24 protein-coding genes are annotated in these 19,013 nt (G+C 49.2%); 9 read left to right on the forward strand and 15 right to left on the reverse strand.

All coding sequences use genetic code 11. From position 1 onward, the window contains the following. Positions 1-22 precede the first annotated feature (22 nt). The 4 genes from PV02_RS07735 to PV02_RS07750 all read left to right on the forward strand — a co-directional run bounded on the left by PV02_RS07735 (position 23) and on the right by PV02_RS07750 (position 2,610). Positions 23-646, forward strand: coding sequence for a chemotaxis protein CheC (locus PV02_RS07735; protein ID WP_256622802.1), 624 nt, complete (start codon positions 23-25; stop codon positions 644-646). Positions 647-691: 45 nt separating this feature from the next. Continuing rightward, a complete protein-coding gene (locus PV02_RS07740; RefSeq protein WP_256622803.1) occupies positions 692-1,234 on the forward strand; it encodes a hypothetical protein in 543 nt (180 codons plus the stop codon). Between the two features lie 121 nt (positions 1,235-1,355). Continuing rightward, positions 1,356-1,982 carry a hypothetical protein gene (locus PV02_RS07745; RefSeq protein ID WP_256622804.1) on the forward strand — a complete coding sequence of 209 codons (627 nt, stop codon included), beginning with the start codon at positions 1,356-1,358 and terminating at the stop codon, positions 1,980-1,982. A 10-nt stretch (positions 1,983-1,992) separates the two neighbouring features. After that, entirely contained in the window at positions 1,993-2,610 is a 618-nt protein-coding gene (locus PV02_RS07750) for a hypothetical protein (RefSeq protein WP_256622805.1), read from the forward strand. Positions 2,611-2,691: 81 nt separating this feature from the next. Here PV02_RS07750 and PV02_RS07755 read toward each other — a convergent pair whose 3' ends face one another. Next, positions 2,692-2,850: a hypothetical protein gene (locus tag PV02_RS07755; protein WP_256622806.1), complete on the reverse strand. Its 159-nt coding sequence runs from the start codon at positions 2,848-2,850 to the stop codon at positions 2,692-2,694. Positions 2,851-2,954: 104 nt separating this feature from the next. Here PV02_RS07755 and PV02_RS07760 point away from each other — a divergent pair, with 104 nt between their 5' ends. Beyond that, entirely contained in the window at positions 2,955-4,259 is a 1,305-nt protein-coding gene (locus PV02_RS07760) for a GntP family permease (RefSeq protein WP_256622807.1), read from the forward strand. 207 nt (positions 4,260-4,466) lie between these two features. On the opposite strand, the gene PV02_RS13285 is transcribed toward PV02_RS07760, so the two are convergent. Then, entirely contained in the window at positions 4,467-5,537 is a 1,071-nt protein-coding gene (locus tag PV02_RS13285; RefSeq protein ID WP_256622808.1) for a PRC-barrel domain-containing protein, read from the reverse strand. A gap of 335 nt (positions 5,538-5,872) precedes the next feature. Between PV02_RS13285 and PV02_RS07770 the strand changes: the two genes are divergently transcribed. After that, a complete protein-coding gene (locus PV02_RS07770) occupies positions 5,873-6,061 on the forward strand; it encodes a DUF2795 domain-containing protein (protein WP_256622809.1) in 189 nt (62 codons plus the stop codon). Positions 6,062-6,158: 97 nt separating this feature from the next. Here the strand turns inward: PV02_RS07770 and PV02_RS07775 are convergent, their stop codons facing one another. Next, positions 6,159-7,223 carry a PRC-barrel domain-containing protein gene (locus tag PV02_RS07775; RefSeq protein WP_256622810.1) on the reverse strand — a complete coding sequence of 355 codons (1,065 nt, stop codon included), beginning with the start codon at positions 7,221-7,223 and terminating at the stop codon, positions 6,159-6,161. Positions 7,224-7,562: 339 nt separating this feature from the next. Between PV02_RS07775 and PV02_RS07780 the strand changes: the two genes are divergently transcribed. From PV02_RS07780 to PV02_RS07790, 3 genes are all read left to right on the forward strand, one after another. Next, positions 7,563-8,321 carry a potassium channel family protein gene (locus PV02_RS07780; RefSeq protein WP_256622811.1) on the forward strand — a complete coding sequence of 253 codons (759 nt, stop codon included), beginning with the start codon at positions 7,563-7,565 and terminating at the stop codon, positions 8,319-8,321. Between the two features lie 124 nt (positions 8,322-8,445). Next, a complete protein-coding gene (locus PV02_RS07785; protein WP_256622812.1) occupies positions 8,446-8,706 on the forward strand; it encodes a DUF2795 domain-containing protein in 261 nt (86 codons plus the stop codon). A gap of 176 nt (positions 8,707-8,882) precedes the next feature. Then, positions 8,883-9,149 (forward strand): DUF2795 domain-containing protein, encoded by a 267-nt coding sequence (locus PV02_RS07790; RefSeq protein WP_256622813.1) that lies wholly within the window; start codon positions 8,883-8,885, stop codon positions 9,147-9,149. A 304-nt stretch (positions 9,150-9,453) separates the two neighbouring features. Here PV02_RS07790 and PV02_RS07795 read toward each other — a convergent pair whose 3' ends face one another. The 12 genes from PV02_RS07795 to fpoC form a co-directional block, all read right to left on the reverse strand. Continuing rightward, the gene (locus PV02_RS07795; protein WP_256622814.1) at positions 9,454-9,663 is read right to left on the reverse strand and encodes a DUF3784 domain-containing protein; all 210 of its coding nucleotides are present in this window, start codon (positions 9,661-9,663) and stop codon (positions 9,454-9,456) included. Between the two features lie 63 nt (positions 9,664-9,726). Then, positions 9,727-10,110, reverse strand: coding sequence for a F420H2 dehydrogenase subunit FpoO (fpoO, locus tag PV02_RS07800; RefSeq protein ID WP_256622815.1), 384 nt, complete (start codon positions 10,108-10,110; stop codon positions 9,727-9,729). After that, a complete protein-coding gene (gene fpoN / locus PV02_RS07805) occupies positions 10,111-11,562 on the reverse strand; it encodes a F(420)H(2) dehydrogenase subunit N (protein WP_256622816.1) in 1,452 nt (483 codons plus the stop codon). Between the two features lie 3 nt (positions 11,563-11,565). Next, positions 11,566-13,047, reverse strand: coding sequence for a F(420)H(2) dehydrogenase subunit M (gene fpoM, locus PV02_RS07810; RefSeq protein WP_256622817.1), 1,482 nt, complete (start codon positions 13,045-13,047; stop codon positions 11,566-11,568). Continuing rightward, the gene (fpoL, locus tag PV02_RS07815) at positions 13,047-15,059 is read right to left on the reverse strand and encodes a F420H2 dehydrogenase subunit FpoL (RefSeq protein ID WP_256622818.1); all 2,013 of its coding nucleotides are present in this window, start codon (positions 15,057-15,059) and stop codon (positions 13,047-13,049) included. The genes fpoM and fpoL overlap by 1 nt, the downstream gene beginning before the upstream one ends. Before the next feature lie 3 nt (positions 15,060-15,062). Further along, positions 15,063-15,365, reverse strand: coding sequence for a F420H2 dehydrogenase subunit FpoK (fpoK, locus tag PV02_RS07820; RefSeq protein ID WP_256622819.1), 303 nt, complete (start codon positions 15,363-15,365; stop codon positions 15,063-15,065). Next, a complete protein-coding gene (fpoJ, locus tag PV02_RS07825) occupies positions 15,362-15,664 on the reverse strand; it encodes a F420H2 dehydrogenase subunit FpoJ (protein WP_256622820.1) in 303 nt (100 codons plus the stop codon). The genes fpoK and fpoJ overlap by 4 nt, the downstream gene beginning before the upstream one ends. Beyond that, positions 15,654-15,932: an NADH-quinone oxidoreductase subunit J gene (locus tag PV02_RS07830; RefSeq protein WP_256622821.1), complete on the reverse strand. Its 279-nt coding sequence runs from the start codon at positions 15,930-15,932 to the stop codon at positions 15,654-15,656. Before PV02_RS07830 ends, fpoJ begins: the two co-directional genes overlap by 11 nt. Beyond that, positions 15,917-16,360, reverse strand: a complete 444-nt coding sequence (gene fpoI / locus PV02_RS07835; protein WP_256622822.1) for a F420H2 dehydrogenase subunit FpoI — start codon at positions 16,358-16,360, stop codon at positions 15,917-15,919. Before fpoI ends, PV02_RS07830 begins: the two co-directional genes overlap by 16 nt. Positions 16,361-16,366: 6 nt before the next feature. Next, positions 16,367-17,389, reverse strand: coding sequence for a F420H2 dehydrogenase subunit FpoH (fpoH, locus tag PV02_RS07840; protein ID WP_256622823.1), 1,023 nt, complete (start codon positions 17,387-17,389; stop codon positions 16,367-16,369). A 4-nt stretch (positions 17,390-17,393) separates the two neighbouring features. After that, a complete protein-coding gene (gene fpoD / locus PV02_RS07845) occupies positions 17,394-18,518 on the reverse strand; it encodes a F420H2 dehydrogenase subunit FpoD (protein ID WP_256623077.1) in 1,125 nt (374 codons plus the stop codon). Positions 18,519-18,530: 12 nt separating this feature from the next. Continuing rightward, complete coding sequence (fpoC, locus tag PV02_RS07850) at positions 18,531-19,007, reverse strand: F420H2 dehydrogenase subunit FpoC (protein WP_256622824.1); 477 nt, start codon at positions 19,005-19,007, stop codon at positions 18,531-18,533. Positions 19,008-19,013 lie beyond the last annotated feature (6 nt).

Genomic DNA, 19,013 nt, shown 5'->3' on the forward strand with positions numbered 1-19,013 from the left:
AAAGATAGGGAGGATGCGTTATATGGACACATTGAACAGTTTCGTGACCGATGCTCTCAAGGAGATCGGAAGCATAGGAATGGGAAACGCCACAACCTCTCTTTCAAGGCTTCTCGGTCGCAATGTAAGGCTCAACCTTTCCGATGTGGGCATGCTGCAGCAGGAAAAGGTCGCCATGATCATCCCGGATTCTATAACGATGGCAGGCGTGATGTTGCGTATCGAAGGGGATCTCAGGGGTGTTGCCCTGCTCCTTTTTGAGTTCAGCAATGCCGTGCTGCTGAGCAGCCTGATGCTGAATGATCCGGAGCAGGCCGGTGATCCTGCGATGCATGAGTCCGCACTTGCCGAATTGGGAAACATCATTACAGGTTCCTACTTGGGTGCAATCACATCTTTCCTTGATATAGGGGTGCTTCATGATGTTCCGGAGATAAGTATAGGACCGGTGATGGATATTCTGAAGAGGGCTTCATCGCTCATAGAGAACGAACCTGAAGAACTGCTGAACATTGAAACGATGTTCATGGTGCATAATGCCGGTGACGGGAAGGGGCTCAATACCATTTACGGGGATATGTTCCTCCTGCTTGACCCGGCTTCCCTGGATAAGCTCAGGGAATCTATCGGAAAGATGCTTGCCTGAATGAACGGAACAGGCAGCCGGAACTAACACTATAACTGATCCCTCATGACGAACCTATGGATAAGACATCTTGAGAAAGCGGCTCCCGAAGAACAGGAGCGTGGAGCATCTTTTGTGAATATGCTGCATTCCCTGAGCAGAACCAGCGGGACCGTAAGAAGGAAACTGAATATAGAGAGGCATCCTCAAGGGAGGAACGGACTGGCCTCAGGCGTGAGCGCAAGCTTAAGTGCAGCATGTGCTGAGGAACGGCCCCATAAGACCGAGGCCACTGGACCGGTAGATGAAAGTCGGCCATCACCAGGCTGGTGCGCAGCTGAGCAGGATCGACGCACGGAGCTATGCAAATGGACTGCAAGAAGCCAGCATGGATATGAAGCAGGTGCTGATGTCCCTGAAGAGGATTACGTGCAGTTGCTAAGGCTGGAAAGCGGAGATCTCATGCTCAGGTATAATGTCACCGGGGAAGAAGTTTTCGAGACAGTGGTGACCTCGCCTGAGGAAGCTGAAAGCCTGATCCTGGAGGACAATATGACTACCGCCAGCCTCTATCCTGAAAACCCCGAGTTCCAGTGGTCAAAAAAATAAGCTTATTTTAATATAATCTTGTCAATTCAATAGCAAAGAATAAAAACTATCAGTACAATTAATATATAAATATAGTATATTTAGATCAAATGGTGCTAGACGCATAAGGAGAACCATAGTCATGATGGACATTGCAATATATTCTCTTGTTGATGATATGGTCAGCAAAGCTGGGACGGAAGGTGTTGTAGAATACTGGCTCCGTGTAGGTGAGAGCTATGCAGAAAGGATGGGAAAGGAAGCCTACGTAGGCTGGCCCGCCTTTAACGTGGCTATGAAAGAGGGGAGGACGTCCCTTACAGTGGAAGGAGAGGTTAACGTGCTGACCGATCTTGCCATTATTGACAGGGACGGAGATGTTATTGGATACGTCTACGCACTGAAGACATGTCCCATGGCACCGACCATGAGAAGATATATCTCCAGGATCGGCCCCATCCCCGATTCGGACACCGATGTTGCCGACAGTTATAATAACCGTATCAGGGATTCTGCTGTCTCTAATTATTGCATCACCCACCAGAGATTCAGGGAGATAGCGGCCAATAACATCACAGTTGCAAAGCAGGCGCTTGAATGCCTCCAGCTTGCGAACAAGGGCATGACCGGCGACGTGAAGATGGTTCCCGAGAACCTTGCGAGAATAAACGTGGACGAGCGCCACATCAAAAGTATCCTGCGCAGTGCGTCCTGCGTGTTCGCTCTTATCGTGAAGGGAAAGAGTGCAGGCGAGGAGATAGTTGAATAAAGGTGATAACATGGCAGAGAATATCGAATCCAATCCTTTCGTTGATGTTTCCGTCTTCCTCTTCTTTGAGGACATCTCAGATAAGCAGGGAGTGGAAGGCTTTACAAATTACATGGTCGGCCAGGCCGAATCACTTGCCAAGTCCGTGCCTGAGGAAGAATACGAGACATGGGACGACTTCGCAAACGCCGTCTCCAACGGAGAGTCTGTGTTCTCATCCTTCGAGAGTATCAGGCAGATAAGCAAGTATGGTTTTGTGACAAACATCTGTCCCTTCTCCAAGGCGATCAGGGAATACATCAAGCGTATAGGCAATTTCAATCCTGTCCACATGGAAGCCACTGACCATTACAACCATACGATACAGCCATCTGCTGCCCACAGCGCATGCATGATGCACCAGACCTACAGGAAAGAGGTTGCCAAGAGGATAAAGATAGCCGGCAAGCCTCTGCAGTATGCCCAGATCGGCGCCAAGGCATACACAGGTGATATCGCACTGCCTCCGGAGTCATGGAAGAAGGTGTTACTTGAAAAAGCGGGCATTTCCGAGACCCAGGGTTTCATGGAGATGAGAGAGAACAGCTGCCTGTATCTCCTGTACGTCGAAGAGAGAAATCCTCGCTAAAGATCTTAGGGACTGGCTATAAGTTCTGTGTAGTACTTAAAGCCCGTCCTGGAAACTAATCTGCTTCTGGTTTTTGTTATTTCACTTGTGCGGATTCTTATCCCTATTCTTATCCTTACTGCGCGCCGGGATACGCATGCTTTCCTGATCATGATAACCGCTGGCAGGCGTGCCTGCCAGCCAGGCGAATGAAACGATGGATGCGATTTCCACAGGCAGGAGCATCGGCTTATTCTGCACATTATAGGGGTCAAGTACTTTTTTACATTCACCCCGGCCTATCTAAAAACCTTTAAGGAGCCAGCTGGTTTAAATAAGATTGCGTTGATTAGATTAAATGGGGTATGATGGGGCCAATAACTATCTTCGTAGTAGCTTTGATTTTTATTCTGATACTTACCGCACGCTTAAGAATACATCCTTTCCTGAGCCTGATAGGCGGCTCTATGCTGGTCGGGCTTCTGGCAGGCGAGACAGAAGGAACTATGGAGGCTATCGCAGCCGGAATGAGCAGTATCTTTGCGGAATTCGCCATTGTGGTCACTGCGGGAAGTATAATCGGAGTGATCCTCCAGAGGAGCGGTGCCACTTCTATCATAGCTGACGATATCATCAGGATATTCAAAAAGCCGGTACTGGCTCTCTTCCTCCTGGGATTCATGTTCGCAGTGCCTATGATGTGCCTGATACTGGCATTCATAATCTTTCTCCCGGTGGCCAAGGATCTCAGTGAGAAGCTCAAGCTTAAAAAAGGTGTAACAGAAGGTGCTCTTGCACTGGGCACAATGGTCTCTTTCGGCCTGATATATCCTTCACCCGGTATCTATGCCTTCGTAAGGGATGTTGGCCTTAGCACTGAGATAAGTGCATTAAGGGTAATGGTCACAGGTGTGATTATTGCCGTGTTCGTATCCCTTGTAGGATACCTGTACATCATGAAGGTCTTCAGCATGAAGAACAGGGAGGACTATTTCAGGTACACGGCCCCGGAAAGGGACCCTGCTGTGACGCAAGTCCTCCCCACCAGGGTTGCATGTTATGCACCTATTATTATACCGACGATACTTATCCTTATGCGCATAACCACGCATGCAGACATCTTCTATTTCATAGGTAATCCAGGCATGGCGCTCATGTCCGGGGCTGTGGTCGCCATGGTCCTGCCCACCAGGAAGTTCTCTTCTGCGGATGTAAGGGCATGGGTCGAGAAAGGCATAAGGCGGAGCGGTCTTGTAATGCTGGATATATGCGGCGGCGGAGCCCTCGGGGCAACCCTGGCACTTGCAGGTGTCGGCGAGGCGCTTGGCGATATGCTGATCACTTCAAGCATACCTGCGCTCTTTATCCCGTTCCTTATCGGAGCTGCTATCCAGACCGTGCAGGGTTCAAGGATGGTAACGCTCTTCGTTGCTTCGGCACTGGTCGTGCCTATAATGCCACAACTGGGTCTGCCTGCGGAGATAGTGCTCTTTTCCATGGCTTCCGGGACCTTCCTGATATCGCATTTCAACGATCCTTTCTTCTGGATACTGGGCGATCTTGCGGATATGGAGACTCCCGAGATATTGAAAACATACACCATGGGCGGCATCGTGATGGGGCTTAGCAGCATGGCAATTACCAGTATCATCTACTTTGCCTTCTACTGAAAAATGCGGGAGAGAATGTTCTCCTGCATCATTATTCAAAGGAAAGGCATATCCCGCTTTTCCTTAAGTCCATGACTCCGCATCTTTGTGGTTACTATTTGCGAATCACTTTGAAGACACGCGGACTGCTTAAAAGATATGGTAAAAAAGGATGGTAAAAAAAGTGCGGGATAGAGAGAACCCCGCAGTTGCCGTAAGAGTAGCTGTTTATCTCCTGCCGTGAACAGTTCTGTACTTGTCCTTGAAAGCAAGGTATTCCTGTGCGATCTCTCCTGCCCTCTGGTCGCTCAGAACCTGTCTGGAAGCCGGGAACATTTCTTTCTCTTCTTCCTCTACATGGTGCCTCACATTCTCCTGCAGGACCTTAAGCTTGGATGTCCACATCTCATCCTTCTCACTCATTGTATCCAATTCTGATAATAATATCTTGGCCACGTGGTGCTCCTGGTAGCCTTCCATGGTGATATCGTGGGTCCTGTTCTCGCCCTTGAGCACCGGGTACAGGAGTTCTTCCTCGCCATTGAGATGTGCGCCAAGTTCATCCTTGATCTGCATGAAGGTGTCCCTTGAACCGTTCCTTATAGCCTCGTCGAACAGGCTCAGTACCCTGTCATGCTCGTCCTTGAGTATCTGATAGATCTGCCTGCCACTTGCAGGAGCTGCTGCGATTACAGTGGTACCTTCCCCTCTCATAGTTGTCCTTTCAGCGGCTATAGGGGCAGTAGTATCGGCACCTATGATCTCTCCCCGACTCGTTGCAGCCATTGTTTCTTCAGCACCCATGGTCACAGGCTCACGCTCTTCATCGCGTATCCTGGTTTCAGGCTCATGTCTCCAGGCTCTCTCATATTCATTACCTGACATGACAACAGGTTCCTCAAGGGACCGCATCCTTCTCTCCTCTACCTCACCTCTCCTCAGTGACGGCTGCTCATAGCCGTAATAATCATAGATGCTGGTGACGTACTCACGGTGAGCTTCGTCTGTGGTACCTGGCCAGCGGTCCTTGTCAAAGCCGGGTGCATTCTCAAGCCTTTCCTTGTCGACGTTCAGAATGAAGTTGTGCGAGCCGGGATCCTTGTGGATTGCCTGCCAGGGCACTCCGAAATACTTGTCCCCAAGGCCTAGGAATCCTCCGAAGGATAATACGACATATGATACGGACCCGTCCTCCAGATCGATCATTATGTCCTTTATGCTTCCAAGATCTTCACCTTTTTCGTTTACAACCTTATCCCCTTCAATTGTACTGGCAGATAGTACTTCTGGTACAGCCACTAATAACACTCCCTTTTAATTTCGATATGAGGCACTCTGTTTTACCTCACCTAAGTTATATGGGGCCCGAGTTTATATAAGAATTGTGAAACCCAGTATCGGGAGATTGTTCACGAGGATTCTTCCCTTTGCCGGGCGCAGCAGGTGGATCAATTGTGCCATTGCTTTGGTCTGGCAGAAAAGTAAAACAGATATGAATAATACATCGCAAATATAAATTCAATCTCATTTTAACTATTTTACGTTGACTTTTTTATTTAAGTACATTTTTATAATAGTACTCCCCCAAAGGAGTATGGGGGTAAATACCGCCAAACCAAGGGGAGGTGAGATATGTGAAAAGCAATGTCGCAGCTGTACAGGAAGCTTTAAAGGGCATTGACTACCCAAAAGAGAAGAAGGAAGTCATTGAGTATGCCAAAGACCATAAGGCTTCCAAGGATGTCATGTCAGATCTGGAGAATATTTCAGACCGTAAATATCAGACAGCAGCAGATTTGAGCAAAGAGTTCTCAGGAAAGTAAGTTCGATGGGAACTAAGAAGAGATGATGCCGGCCTATAACGGCCGGCTTTCAAAAACATAAAAATTCAAAGCAATAAAAATTTGAGGGTATATTTTGTCATACCCTGTAATGGTCCTTGAATTCCAGGTACTTCTGCGCTATCTCCTTTGATTCGCTTGTACTTATTTCACGCTGTGCATCAGGGAACATGTGCATTTCCTCTTCTTCGACGTGATGTCTCACATTCTCCTGCAGGACCTTGAGCTTAGGTATCCACATATCGCTTCTCTCATCCATGACCTCAAGTTCCGAGAGCAGAAGTTTGGCTATATGGTGTTCCTGATAGCCTTCCATGGCAATATCATGTGTCACGTTCCTGTCCCTGAGCATCGGATAAAGGACTTCTTCTTCCCCGCTCATGTGAGAGTAGAGTTCAGACCTGATCTGCATGAAAGTGTCTTTCGAACCACTGTTTATCGCTTCGTCGAACAGGCCCAGTACCCTGTCGTGCTCGCTTGACAATATGCTATAGATATCGTCACGTGCCTCGGACCTCACTTCTCTCGCACTTACCTGGCGTGTCTCTGCACTGGCCTCGGCAGCACATTCCTGCATATCGCGGGCACGGATCTCTTCCTCCGTGGTCCTTCTTCTGGGATACTTCAGTGTCCTTCCACCTGGCTCTTCAAGATCAGGGTTTCCAAACTCCGTGAGTGTCCTTCCTCTCTCGGTAATGCCGCCAAGGCCCTCAATGGTAGTACCTGCCGGCTCCTCAAGCGACCTGTCCCTCGTTCCCAGCGCCTCTCCGTATATGCGTGCCTTGTAGGGGCATTCATATCCGTAGTAATCATAGACATTCATTACGTAGTCGTTGTACGACTCACCGGCTTCTGTGCCGGGCCAGTGGTCCTTATCAAACCCCGGAGCATTCTCAAGCCTTTCTTTATTAACATTAAGAATAAAAGCGTGCTCGTCAGGTTTCTTCCTCATGGCTTCAAGAGGGACGCCAAAAAGCTTATTTCCCATACCCAGGAAGCCGCCAAAAGACAACACAACATAAGCAACGGTGCCTGTCTGCATATCTATCATTACGTCTTTTATATCTCCAAGCTTATCGCCCGTTTCGTTTACTACCTTATCTCCTTCCATAGCACTAGTTGACAACATCTCTGGCACAGCCACAGTTATCACTCCCCTTCAATATTCAATATGAGGCAATGTAATGCCTACCCCATGTTATATGGGACCGGAGCTTATTTAAGTATTGCGAAATACGAGAACTGAAGAAAGAACACATCCTACATATTGATTTTATTTAGAAACAGCCTGCTCATTCCATCGGACCTTTCCTGATGATACCCTTGCAAGACTTTTAAGTTATTTATTTATGTCAGCATGTACAATGAAAATCAGAGTGATGTTTGATCGCGCTATTTTCACGCCGTCAACTCACATCTGACAGAAAGCCCTTTCCGGCATGATCTGCAGCAGCCCGCATTCCTGAAAGATCGGGAACTTTATATGGATAAAGAACAATCGAACAGGGAAAGAGAACACATACTTTCCGAGATCAATGAAACATTGGACACTCCTCTTATATTCCTGTCCATGGTCTGGCTGGTTCTTATTATAATGGACCTGCTTTACGGTCTTCCCGCTTTTCTGCAAACTTTGAGCACTGTTATATGGGCGGTATTTGTAATTGATTTTATCATAGAGCTGTACATTGCTCCCCATCGCAGGGTTTATTTAAAGGCCAACTGGCTGGTGGCATTATCATTATTGTTGCCTCCGTTGCGTATTCTCAGACTGTTCCGGGCATCACGGATCGTAAAAGCTGTCCGGGTAGGCAAATCTTTTAATCTTGCCCGGCTGCTCTCATCCTTCAACCGCAGCCTGAGGGTGGTAAGGAACACCATGAAAAGAAGAGGGCTTGGCTACGTGATGGCCCTTACAACTATCATAACCCTGCTTGGCGCAGCAGGCATGTACAGTTTTGAGTATCCGCACTTTGACTCCTATGGAGATGCCCTCTGGTGGACCAGCATGATCATGACGACAATAGGCAGTCAGTACTGGCCTGTCACCAGTGAAGGACGCATACTGACTTTCCTGCTGGCATTATATGCTTTTGCCATTTTCGGGTATATAACTGCAGCACTTGCAAGCATCCTTGTGGGAAAGGACAAGGAATCACAATCCGGCGAGATATATGAATTGCATAGAGACATACAAGAACTCTCCGATAAAATGGATCATATCCTGAAAAAAGAGGACTAATAAATGATATCCCGATTTCATCGAATGTGAGTTGTTAAAGCCCATTCACGCATTATTTATATGCACTATAACATAGGATTCATGGGGTTTGAAAGGAATACCCTTAGAATCGGGGAGGAGAATAATGAGAAGCAATGCAGCTGCTATACAGGCAGCACTGGAAAATATGAACTATCCCAAAAGGAAAGAAGAGATCCTGGACTATGCTAAGAGCCACAATCTCTCGGAGGATATGATGGCAGACCTGCAGGAGATCTCGGACAGGATATATGATAATCCGCTTGAAATAAGAAATGAGTTCGAGGAAGGCAGGCAGTCAGGGGCAGTAAGGGAATCTGTCAAAGAGAACGAGGGCCATTCAAGGGATGAAAGGGGAACAAGGTAGATCGGTCAGTAGTAGGATTGTTTGAACTTATTGTGGTGAGGTTTGCAAAGAGCAAAGGCCGGACAGCAGATTTATGCAATCTGCATTATTTTTTCTTGCAAATCTAATTTAAGTATTTATTTATATGGCACCTCACATAATATTAAATGGCAATTCCTATACAGGGGGAGTGAAATTTGAGAAGTAATGCAACCGCAATACAGGAAGCACTATTAGGAATGGAATATCCCAGATCAAAAAAGGATATTCTCGACTATGCAAGAAGTCACAACGCCTCGGAGAACATAGTTTCTGACCTGCAGGACATCCCTGACAGACAATACGAAAGTCCGGCAGATATCCGGAAAGTCTTTGGTGAACGCAGGGAAGCAGAGATGCCTGAAAGGATCAATGAGGATATTGAGAAGATAGACAGGGATATGGAGAGCTGGAAAAGGCAATAGTCCTGGAAGTAATCTGGATGTTTCCTATTAAGAAAATACATAATCCTGTTATCATTCCAGGATTATGTAATACCTGTTTTAATCTGATCTCTTTTTAATCTGACCCCTATTTCCCTGTTCATGATAATGCTGCCCTTCTCCGGCAGGATTTCCTCTTTCGAAGGGGACCGGGGCTCAGCCGGGAATTACACTTTTCCGGATACCCTGCTCAATACTTCCTGGACAGTGCATCTGTGATAAGGGAACCGCACAGGACAACCAGTATAAAGAGCCAGATCGCATACCTGATATCCATAAAATGCATTCAGAGAGCTATCATTATTGACAGAATGCCTGCGGTTATCATGAAGGCGCCTATGGGTCTTGACAGGCCATGCCTGTCCTTTGCATTTTCCACATTAAAACCAGCTATTAATCCCATTTCCTTTTTTACCCGGACCAAGTATCCGATGAGTATAAAGAACGCTCCGATGGAAACAAATATCACCGACAGTGCCACAGACGTGTTTTCCATGGTTTCCGGCATGAAGGATAAGAAAAAAAGCCGAAACCGGCATGACGCCGGTCTCATATCTGTTTAGTGGACTGTGTGTCCGCGTGTTATGTGCTCGTGCGAGTGCTCAGCCTTGTCGCGGTCCCATTCTCCTTTGGCATCAGATATGGAATTAAGGCACCTGCTACAGAGATAGACAGTGTCCTTCTCCTCGCCCTGGGAGAAGGACGGCCTGCTGATGTGCACGCCATAGAGACGCTCGATGGAGCTGCAGAGCTGGCATGTGCCGGCAGTACCGCATGAACCGGTCCTGGTCTGCTCCTCTTTTGTCCTTATCGCTGCACTGACACATAGTTCGCAAAGTCCCTGCCACATGCCCTGCGGATAGGAGTGGGCGTACTTTGGTTTGTACACCTTTACAGGTACAAGTGTCGGAAGGGCTATTCCGCAAAGATCGCAATCTGCCATTTACATTCCTCCTGCAAGCAATACTTTTGCAGCTTCCATTGCCCAGTAGATGAAGGGCTCGGGCCAGAAGCCTATCGCAAGCACACCGGCAACAGCCACAACAAGGGCGAGGGTGTATGGGAGAGGCTCTGATACCTTTTTTCCTTCGGTGGGCAGGAAGTACATATACTTCACTATCTTGGCATAGTAGTACAGAGAAAGGGCACTGTTAAGTATGGCGATGACTGCAAGCCACGCGAATCCTGCCTGGATGGTCGAGGAGAACAGTACGAACTTGCTCATGTAACCTGCTGTGAGCGGTATGCCTGCCAGCGCAAAAACGAAGACCGTCATGGAGAGCGCAGTGATCGGCATCCTTCTGCCAAGACCCCTGAAGTTATCAATATGGTCCGGGTTCTGTGCATCCTTGTTCTCTGAAAGCACCATGTAGACGACTGCAGCTGTTACTATGAAAGCTCCGGCCTTCATGAAGCCATGGGAGAGAGCATAGAGTATGCCACCGCCAAGTGCCATTGGTGTCAGGACCACGAATGCCATTGTGATGTAGCCTGCCTGTGCAAGGGAGGAGTATGCGAGCATTCTCTTCACGCTTGTCTGGGAGAGGGCTGCTGCGTTACCTACGGTCATGGTTATCACAGCAAGGATCGCGAATGCGATCTGCCACTCTACCTTAAGGGCTATCAGGGCGACAATGAACACCTTGAAAGCTGCCACGATACCCATCTTCTTGGAGCCCGCTGCAAGCAGGGAGGAGACGAGTGAAGGTGAACCCTGGTAGGTGTCAGGTGCCCACATGTGGAAGGGCACAAGGGCTATCTTGAAGCCGAAACCTGCGATAAGGAGCACCACGGCCAGAATCCCGATAGGACTTGCTGCGAGTGCTGCTGCGCCGGCTGCGATGCCAGGGATGCTGGTTGTCCCGGTTACACCGTAGAGGAAGGTTATACCGAAGAGCATCAGTGCAGCCGAGAGGGAACCTATAAGGAAGTACTTTATTGATGCCTCAAGGGACTGCGCGTTGTTCTTCTCGAATCCGGAGAGCGCATATGTGGATATACTTGCAAGCTCGAATGCCACGAAGAGCACCATGAGGTCGTTGGCAGATGCCACGAACATCATTCCGATGGTGGCAAAGATAGCCAGTACATAGAACTCCTCGGTATTCTTGCTGCCTTCAGTGTACTTGACGGCTGCTATGGAAAAGAGCAGGGCCACTACAAGGAACACTATCTTGAAGAACTGCGAGAGCGCGTCAACGGATAAAGTGTCATAGAAGGCCAGTGCGTTTGTTCCAAGGCTTGCCACTGTGAAGTATAGTGCTATAAGGATGCCGAGGCTTGCAAGGTATCCCAGCACTTTCTTGGATTCAACCGGAAGGAACAGGCCTATGAGCAATACAGCCAAGCCTGTGACAACCATCGTTATTTCAGGTGCGAAGAGCATCAGATCCATGTCTCACACCCCCATGCCGGCCATAAGGCCGACCAGATATTCTGAATTCGTCAACATCATATCAAGCACCGGGCTTGGATTGAGTCCGAAGTATACTATCAGGATGGCAATGAGACCCATTGCGAAGGTCTGGTAGCCATTGATATCGACAACGTTGCCCAGTTTCTCTTTGTATACGCCAAACATCGACCTCTGGAGAGCCCACAGGTGATATGCTCCGGTTATGACTATTGCCATCAGTGCGATCACAACGTAACCCTGCAGGTTCACGAAGCTGCCTGAAAGGACGGAGAACTCGGCGATAAAGCCTGTAAGTCCCGGAAGTCCCAATGAGGCCATGAATGCCAGCACCATGATGACGGCCAGCTTGGGCATTCTCTGTGCAAGGCCTCCAAGCTCGTTCATTATCCTGGTGCCTGTGGCGTTATTGATGACACCGCATGCCATGAACATTATGCTCATGATCAGTCCGTGGGAGAACTGCTGGAACATAGCGCCTGACACTGAGAGTGATACAAGGCCTGCTGCACCGAGGGTTACGTAACCCATGTGGCTCAGGCTTGAGTATGCAACCATTCTCTTCATGTCCTGCTGCGCGAGGGCAAGGAAAGCACCGTAGAGAACACTGACCGCACCGAGAGCTCCCATTATAGTGATCATCAGGTTGGGTGATGCAGTGAATGGAAGCAGCGGGAGCATTATCTTGAATATGCCGTATCCTCCGATCTTAAGCAATACGAAGAGCACGCTGCCTGCGGTAGGTGCCTCGGTATACGCATCAGGGAGCCAGGAGTGGAACGGGAACACCGGCAGCTTGACTATGAAACCGAACAGCAGTGCAAGGAATATGAGATCCCTTGTCATTCCTGATCCCACGAACTGGAACTGGGAAAGCAGGTACGGAATGTTAAGGCTCGGGGTTCCGGTGTTGCTCCAGGCTGCAAAGTACAGGCCGAATATGCCCAGCAGCATTACGAGGGATGCCACGTGGGTGTATATGAAGAACTTGATGGATGCGTAGTGCTTCTTCGGACCACCCCACATGCTCACCATGAAGAAGAGCGGTATGAGGGTCAGTTCCCAGAATACATAGAACAGGAAGAAGTCCAGTGCGCAGAACACACCAAGTACGGCACCCTGGGTGATCAGTATCAGTGAGTAGAACCTGTTGGGTGCATGCTTTTCGTCATTCCATGTGAACAGAATGAGGAGCGGTATGACTATTGCATTGAGGAGTATCAACGGAAGTGATATCCCATCGATACCCAGGTTGTAAGATATGCCAAGGGTGGGGACCCATGTGTACATTTCCTCAAACTGAGTTGCGGCTGACGTACTGTCGAACATGAAGTACGTGTATATTGTGAGCAGCAGGACAGCCACACTGGAAACCAGTGCAAGCGCCCTTGCCTGTGCTCTTGTTCTTGTGAGTAGTGTCAATACTGCGAATATCAGAGGTATCAGCACTATCATTGATAATAACATCAGAGTACCTCCCTGACAACTGCTATTAATATTACCAGGAGGCTTACTCCTGTAATTACGATCATTGCGTAGTTCTGTACAACGCCCGTCTGGAAATGGCGCAGGGCATCTCCCGTATCGAGGGAAATGTTGCCGATCCAGTCCACTGTCCAGTCAAAGCCCCTGTCAACGGCACGGCCTGCAAACGCAAGACCCTCGTAGACTACCTTTATTGAAAGGAAGTTAGTGAGGATAGCATTCTGGTAGTACCTGTTGTAGAGAAGCTTGTATACGGGATTGTTCCTTGAGACCAGCTTATCCATGTTAACGACCCTCATGCCGTATACAAGATAGGCTATGAGCAGGCCTGCAACTCCTACGATGACAGGCATCCAAAGTATCAGGAGAGGCTCCTCACCTGCGTGTGCTGCAAGGTGGTACCCTCCCAGCTCTGCAAGTGCGTGGATGTCCATGTGGACGAAGTTATTAACGAAGGTCTCACTGACGAACCCGTTGAACCTTTCCACTGTAAGTGCACCGAAGACCAAAGCAAGGACTGCAAGTATGGAGAGTGGGATCGTCATGGATGCATGGGCTTCATGTCCACCGTAGGCAGTGCGTGGCTTGCCGAAGAATGTCATGAAGATTAGCCTGAAGATATAGATGGATGTCAGCAGGGCTGCTGCAATTGAAAGCACGTATGGGAACCATCCTCCGCCATTCTCACCGAAGAGGTATGCCGCCTCTATGATCGCGTCCTTGCTGATGAAACCGCTGAACCCGATGGAGGTGCCCGGTATACCGATACCTGCAAGCGCCAGGGCTGCGATGATCATAGTGGCTGCCGTTATCGGCATCACCTTTGCAACACCGCCGAGCTGCCTCATGTCGTGGGTGCCGACTGCGTGGATCACACTGCCTGCACACAGGAAGAGCAGGGCCTTGAAGAATGCGTGGTTGATGAGATGGAACATTGAGATGCCGACCGCCTCAGCGCCTATGGCTGCACCCACACCAAGCCCCAGCATCATGTAACCGAGCTGGCTGATGGTGGAATATGCAAGCACACGCTTGAGGTCGTTCATCACGATACCCATGGTTGCTGCGAAGATCGCTGTGAATGCACCAAGGTAGGCTACCGCCATGAGTGAGTCAGGGGCTGCTATGAACATCGGGAATGTCCTTGCCACCAGGTAGACACCGGCTGTAACCATCGTTGCCGCATGGATGAGAGCGGAAACCGTTGTCGGACCTTCCATTGCATCCGGAAGCCACACATGCAGCGGGAACTGGCCTGACTTACCAACCGCACCACCGAAGAACAGCAATGTTATCAGGGTAAGGTGGTTGACCTGGAAACCAAGGACCGGTGTGCTCATTGCAGTAAGCTGCGGTATCTGGGCGAAGATCTGATCGAACTTCAGTATGAATACACCGTCAGGGATTGCGCCGTTATACAGCCTGAACAGGTCTGCGAACAGTACAACAATACCTGCAAGGAACATCACGTCACCAATCCTGGTGGTCAGGAAAGCCTTCTTTGCTGCACTTGCTGCTGCAGGCTTCTGGTACCAGAACCCGATGAGCAGGTATGAGCACAGGCCCACAAGCTCCCATGAGATGAAGAGCTGCAGGATGTTGTCTGAGATGATGAGGCTCAGCATTGAAGCAGTGAACAGTGCAGTCTCTGCAAAGTACCTGTACTGGGCCCTGTCATGTGACATGTAGCCTGTGGAGTAGATGTGGATCAGCAAACTGACGAATGTCACCATTGTCAGCATCACCGCAGCAAGCGGGTCCACAAGTATTCCCAGGTTGAGCATTGCAAACCAGCTGACTGACTGGTTGATGACCTGCTCGGGATTCCGGAGCAGGCCCAGTGTGATCAATAGGGAGATAACGAACGATGTAGCAATTGCTATAATAGGTATTATTGCACCGCCGTTTGGCAGTTTCTTCCCGAGGAAGAATGTAAGCACAAAGGCCAGTGCGGGTAAGAGTGGTATTAGGAACGCATAATCGCCTACTGCCATTTTTTACCACCTCAGTACATTTATTTTATCAAGATCGATCATATCCTTCATTCTGAAGATGGACATCAGTATGGCAAACCCTATTGCAGCCTCTGCAGCAGCCAGTGCGATAACGTACAGGGTGAATACCTGCCCTGTAAGGTTCCCGTGGTAGCTTGAGAAGGCAACAAGGTTGATGTTTGCGGAGTTCAACATAAGCTCCACGCACATCAGCATCCTGACTCCGTTACGCTGTGTCATGAAGCCGAAAAGGCCTATTGTGAATATGACAGCAGCAAGTCCTATATAAAGTTCAACAGGTATCATCTGCCTGCCTCCCCTTTTGCGATATAGATAGCGCCCACCATTGCTGAGAGCAGCACGATGGAGAGTATCTCGAAGGGCACTACGAACTCCGTGAATATCAGAAGCCCGATACCCTTGATGTTACTCTGGTCATCAAGGTTCTGTGGCAACTGGTCGATCGCAGGCCAGCTGGTCCCGATGACCGATACCAGTACAATAGCTAGGAACAGAAGCGCAATGACCATTCCCAGTATACGCGGTCTGAAGAACCTGTATACAGAGGTGATGATCTGCATTATGGTAAACTGTTTATTCAGCATCTGAACCAAACTCCTTTTTCGTGAGCATGACGGCGAACAGTATCAGTACTCCGATAGCTCCTATGTAAACCAGCACCTGGACGACACCCAGGAACTGTGCGTTCAGCAGGACGTATAGGCCTGCGACTACGAACATTGTGAATACCAGTGACAGTGCTGCCCTTACAACGTCCTTTGCCGTCACTACGAACAGTGCGAACATGATGGATGCAAGAGCCATGATTATAAAGACAGCCAGCTGCAGTAATGTGCCTATTGAGGTGTCCATCTGCTCACCTCCTTGCCTGCCTCTTTCTCAGCACGGATGTCAACCTCTCTAGCCAGCATATCGGGTGTGAAGAGGAGATCACAGTGATCATAGCGGATTATACCTGTAAGGTAAACCTTGCTGCTCGACAATGCCTCATGAGGGCACTGGTCTATACACAGGCCACAGAAAAGGCAGTGGCCGATATCTATTGAAGGGAACCATCTCTTCTTGTCGCTGGTGGGACTGACCCTGGCCTTCACTATCTTGATAGCATTGTTTGGGCAGGTGTTGGCACAGATCCCGCAGCCGATACATTTGCTCTTATCAAGCTTCTGCAACCCTCTGAACCTGTCCGAGAGCCTTGTGGGCACTTCGGGACACATCCTGGTTACCGAGGGACCGAAATAGATGTTCTTGACAGCTCTTATTACATTCTTGATAACCATTTTTTATCACCCCAGCAGACCCAGTGCGATTACCCAGCCAAGGTTAAGGAGGGCTAAGGGGAGGAGCTTTTTCCAGCTGATGTCCACTACCTGGTCTATCCTGAATCTTGGGACGGACCACCTGAGCATGATAATGAACAGCATCACCAGGACCACCTTCAGCAGGAAGAAGACCGTTGGCAGGACTATTCCGAGTATATTGTTGGATGTCAGTACAGCAGGCAGGTTCCAGCCACCAAGGAAAAGCAGCACAACGAGCATTGAACCCAGGATCAGGTGGATGTATTCTGCGAAGAAACCGAGACCGAACCTCATACCCGTATATTCGGTGATCCATCCTGCGATCAGTTCTTCCTCAGACTCGTTCTGGTCGAAGGGGAGACGTCCCATATCAGCCATAAGCGCAATGAAGAACACGATAAATCCGATAGGTTGCTTGAAAATGAACCACAGCGGGCTCTGAGCCTGTGCAATTTCCACAATGTTCAGTGAACCTGCCATGATGGCGACACTGACGATAGTAAGACCCAGAGGAACTTCATATCCGATCATACGTGCAAAGTTCCTGAAGGCACCAAGAAGGGAATACTTATTGTTGGCACTGTATGCCACCATGAAGATACCGATGATCGAAACAGCTGACACGGCTTCTATGTACAGGATGCTGATGTCCATGTCGGTGGCAGCTATGGGGTAAGTATCGCCGTTGATGATAATGGCACCAAAAGGAATAGCAACAAGCATAAGGAAAACTGAACCCATCATCATGATAGGTGCTGCGACGAACAGTAAGCGGTCAGCGTTCTTGGGTATGATGTCCTCTTTCGTGAACAGCTTGATCGCATCTGCCACCAGCTGGAGCAGTCCGTGAGGACCTGTCCTCATCGGCCCGTATCTCTGCTGGATATCTGCAGAAAGCTTACGCTCGAACCATACGGCTGCCATCGCACCAAGGAATATGGCACTCATGAGGCAGATACCGAGGATACCTCTTACAAGAGGATTGAATAGGATTTCCGGCAATTCCATTTTATCACCTGTCAACCTCACTGGTACATGTGTCCATACTTCCGGCAATTGCTACAATATCAGCAACTCTTACACCCTTGATGAGAGGAGGCAGTCCCTGCAATGTGGGATATACAGGACCTCTGATCTTCACGCGGTAAGGCTTGTCAGAACCATCGGATACCATATAGAATCCCATTTCACCTCTTGGGTCCTCAACGCGGTGGAACACCTCTCCTGCAGGCACTCTCATAATAGGGCTCCTGCGTCCGTAGGGTGTTCCTTCGGGGAACAGAGGTCCCTGCGGTATCTGGTCCAGACACTGCTCTATAATATACATGCTTTCGCGCATCTCGTCAAGACGAACCTGCACTCTTGCGTACACGTCGCCCTCTTTGCGGGTGCAGACCTTGAAGTCCAGGTCAGGATAGGCAAGGTAAGGCTCATCCCGGCGGATATCGAAAGCAACTCCCGTTGCCCTCAAAGGCGGCCCGGAAACCCCGATGTCCTTTGCCACTTCGGGGGTCAGCACGCCGATGCCCACGGTCCTTGACCTGTAGATCTCATCGGAACTGAACAGCTCCTCATAAGTATTAATGGCCTTTCTGAGGTTACCAAAGACATATTTTACGTCATCCTTGAACCCTTCGGGCAGGTCATCCTTCACACCGCCAAAGCGCAGGAAACTATGTGTTATACGAGCCCCGGTGACAGAGTCCATAAGGCTCATCACATCTTCCCTGTCCCTGATAGTGTACATGAACATGCTCACAAAGCCCACGAAGGATGCATATTCACCCATGCCCAGCAGGTGGCTCTGTATCCTGGAAAGCTCTTCCATGATCACGCGGATGTACTGCGCCCTCTCAGGCACTTCTATGCCCGCTAGTTTCTCAACGCAGCCCACGTATGCCTCCTCGTTGGTCAGCGCTGCAAGGTAGCATATCCTGTCCACGATGGTTATGCCCTGCAGGTATGTCTTGCTCTCAAGTATCTTCTCGATCCCTTTATGGATCCAGCCCATCTCGACCTCGGAGTCCACAACGGTCTCACCCCTCAGTTTTGCATTCAGCCTGAAAGGCCCCGGCATCATGGGGTGCTGTGGTCCGAGGTGCACTATCATTTCAGAAGGTCCTACTTTTTCGTCCAGCATAATAAATCCTCACACCAGGTTTTTAGCGGTCTTGTTGGGGAAGCCTTTATAGTCCTTCCTGAGAGGCCATTCCCCGAGCATATCTTCCGGGAGAACAAGCGGCCGCAGGTCCGGATGGTTAAGGTACTTCACACCAAGCAGTTCGTATGTCTCTCTCTCATACCAGTTCGCATTCCAGTATACAGACACAACAGACTCGATCTCAGGATTATCCCTTGGAAGAAGAGCCTTAAGAGTGAGTACTACAGGGTGGTCGTATGAACCGATTACGTACACGACCTCTATCTCGTTCCTGCCCGGATAATCAACACCGAACTCACAGCACAGGTGCCCGAAGGACAGGTTTTCCTTGAGATACTTACATACATCCTTTACGTTCTCTGGCTTCACTTTCGCAAAGATCCTTATCTTGGATCCTACCTTCGTATCATAAATTGCGTCCGGGAACTGGGTGGAAAGTGAATCTATCATAGTATTAGCATCCATTTAAGT

The organism is Methanolobus chelungpuianus, assembly GCF_024500045.1.
GTDB lineage: Archaea > Halobacteriota > Methanosarcinia > Methanosarcinales > Methanosarcinaceae > Methanolobus > Methanolobus chelungpuianus.